General features: G+C 60.7%; 3 protein-coding genes. 2 read left to right on the top strand and 1 reads right to left on the bottom strand.

All coding sequences use genetic code 11. From position 1 onward, the window contains the following. Positions 1-71: 71 nt before the first annotated feature. The gene (locus tag VGG64_12370; protein HEY1600394.1) at positions 72-470 is read left to right on the top strand and encodes a hypothetical protein; all 399 of its coding nucleotides are present in this window, start codon (positions 72-74) and stop codon (positions 468-470) included. Between the two features lie 246 nt (positions 471-716). Continuing rightward, on the top strand, positions 717-1964 hold the full coding sequence (locus tag VGG64_12365; GenBank protein HEY1600393.1) for a hypothetical protein: 1248 nt from the start codon (positions 717-719) through the stop codon (positions 1962-1964). A gap of 82 nt (positions 1965-2046) precedes the next feature. Here VGG64_12365 and VGG64_12360 read toward each other — a convergent pair. Continuing rightward, the coding region (locus VGG64_12360) for a PIG-L family deacetylase (GenBank protein ID HEY1600392.1) at positions 2047-3013 on the bottom strand (967 nt) is incomplete at its 5' end.

The following is a 3013-nucleotide window of genomic DNA, read 5'->3' as shown; positions in this document are numbered from 1 at the left end:
CCGATCATTTCGATCAGAGCAGAGCCGGAAGTGGCCTCACCTGCTGCTTAAGGGCATTCTAAAGAGTTTTCATGCTCATCATCAAAGGCCTCCCGGAGCGTGCCTCAAGCGACTATCGCTGTCAGGCCGCCAACACGGACGTGGCTCTCGGTTTACCGATCGGCAACACGCCCGACCCTCTCAAACATCGCCCATCCGGCTTCTTCGTCGGCCTGGATCCGCCGAAACTGCGCGCGATACGCCTCGGGCAGATCGAGGGCGTACCACCACAGGTAGTCAACCCTCTTTTCCATCGCGTATTCGATCGCCGAATTGCCGCCGAAGTTTGGCGTCGGCCTCTCGTCGCCGACGTGCCGCTGCCAAAACTGCCAAATGTCGGGATTGATGATCCCGCCCTGATCAATGATGTAACAGTCCGTAAAAAACCTGCCAGTCCGAGCGGCTCGGCGGAAAGTCGATCTGGCGCGTGAACCGACGCAAACTCGCTAAAGAAATTGTCGAAGCGGGCATTTAACCTGGTCCCGACGCCGTAATAGCCCCAGCCGACCGCGTAGCTGATGCCGGCCGATCATGGCCGTGATCCGCGGGCTACCCGAGCGCATTTTCAAGCGGCCCTCGCTCTGAGCATTCTTTCACAACCGATTTGCCCATGCGGAAGGGGCTGTCATGGCCGGCCAAAGGAACTTCCCAGAAGATCGTGGCGGTTGGGTCGACAAGTGACAACTCTCGAGCAGGATCGCATGATTTCGCACATTCGTCCGGGGATTGCTGTTTCGCTCGCGGGGTTGTTGTGTGCCGGCGTCATCGGGTTGATACCGCCGAGCATGCCTGTGCCGGCCAACTATCAGCAGGCCGAAGCACTGCTTGCCGGCCATGCGATTGAACCCGCTGGGTTTCTACCTTCCGGTTATACTTGTTTCTTGTTTTGGTGCCTCAAGTTCGGCGGGCCCGGAGCCTACCGGTATGTCCAAGGCGCGTGTTATCTGGGGGGCTTGTGCGCGGCGGCCTGGGGCGCGCATCTGCTCGGACTTCAAAGCCGATTTCGCTGGGGTGCGGTCGGCTTGCTGGCTGTTCATCCCTATTGGCTCCTGGATATTGTGCGTGTCAACGACAATGCGGTGGCCGCGCCGCTGTTGTGCGCCTTCTACGTGATGCTGCTCGGGCGCGGTGGGGCGTGGAAGAAAGCGATCTGCCTCGGTGCTACCAGCGGAGCGCTCCTCGCCATCCGGCCGAACTTGGTCGTCCTGGTCCCGGTGGTCGTGGCCGCCCTGCTGCTCGATGCTCTGCGGCAGAAGACTGAAGGATGCGCCAGGCTGAAACGATCGTTGGGCACGGTGACATTGTCCGTGGCACTGATGCTGGGCGCCATCGCGCTGGCGAACCTCTCCACGGCTCAACCATTAGTCTTCGTGCCCAACAACGGCGCTTACAATCTCTACGCGGGTACCAACCCATTTACACGCGAATACCTGCTGGCACACCTAAATGCCGAGCTTTCCTTACTCCCAGCCCTAAAACATCAAGACCTCGCTTGCGAGGCGGCCGATTTACACGATTTTCAAGGCCGGGACTGGAAACCGGTCTTCTACCGCCTGGCGCGAGATTATGCGGCTAGCCATCCCGGTGAGGTTGCAAAGCTGGTCCTGGTCAAGTTCTGGACCTTGTTCCGACCGGACTACCGCCTGGTCGGCCAGAAGGCGCTACCCTATCGACTGCTGAGCGGCAGCTTACAGACATTGATGGCTTGGATCGGGCCCGTTTGGGTGATGCACCTATTGTTGTGCATCTGGAAAAGAAAACCGCTGGAACGTTGGTCGATGATCATTGTCGTGCTGTACTGCCTGCCGTTTCTGCTGACCAACGCCGATCCCCGCTTTCGCCTGCCGTTGGATGCAATCTTCATTCTTGCCACAGCGTCTTTACTGCAGGAGTTTGTCAGCCCAAGGGCATCCATCGATCGATAGGAGCCGGGCGAGTGATGGCTGAGCCTTAAGCGGACGGCGGGGAGATTCGCTCGCGGCGGCGCGACTTGTAATGTAGCCGGCCCTAGATCGGCTCGCCGTTCCAGCGGACGAAGCCTTCGATCGCAAAATACTCGGGCAGGCCGAACTGGTTGTAGACGTCGGCCGTGTTGCGATTGCGGTCCTGGGCGCGCTGCCAGAATTCGCGCTGGTCGGAGCCGGGGAACAAGGCCCGATCCTTTTGCGATTCGTGCATGAAGATCGCGGCCTTTTTCAACTCCAAGTCGCGCGGGCTCAAAGGCACGGCCAGCTCGATCTCGTGCGGGGCCCATTCCTGCCAGGCCCCACGATAGAGCAGCGCCTCGGGCCTGCGGCCCTTGGCCTGCTCGAACTCAGCCAGCGCGTGGAAAATCGCCTCAGCACACACGCGGTGCGTGCCGTGCGGATCGGACAGATCGCCGGCGATGTACACCTGTTGCGGATCCACCTGCTCGAGCAGCTCGCGAATGATCCGCACGTCGTCGGCGCCCATCGGGTTCTTGGCGATCGTGCCGGTACGATAAAACGGCAGATCCAGAAAATGCAGGTGCTCTTCGCGGCAGCCGCAGACCATCGCCCCGGCCTTGGCCTCGCTCCAGCGAATCAGCGCCTTGATGCGCAGCACGCCCTCGCTGTCGGGCTCGCCCGGTTTCTTGTTCTTGAGCGCGCCGTCGACCTGCGCCTCCAGCTCCCGGCTTTTGTCTTGGTCGATTTGGAACAGCCGGTTGAACTCGGTGACCAGGTCGGCCACGCGCTGGGCATCGTGATCGAAGACGGCAATGTTGCCGCTGGTCATGTAGGCCACGTGCATCTCGTGGCGGTCTTCCACCAGCCGGATCAAGGCCCCGCCCATGCTGATTACGTCGTCGTCTGGATGCGGGCTGAAGCAGATGATGCGCTTCGGCTCCCGCCCGCCGGGATGATATTCGATCGTATCCATCATCCAGCGAAAGACGCGATGCGCGACGCTTTGCGCCGGGCCGTGCTTGTGCAGCAGATCGTGTAGATGGTGC

Source organism: Pirellulales bacterium (genome assembly GCA_036490175.1).
Taxonomy (GTDB): domain Bacteria; phylum Planctomycetota; class Planctomycetia; order Pirellulales; family JACPPG01; genus JACPPG01.
This window is presented reverse-complemented; position numbering and strand designations above follow the sequence as displayed.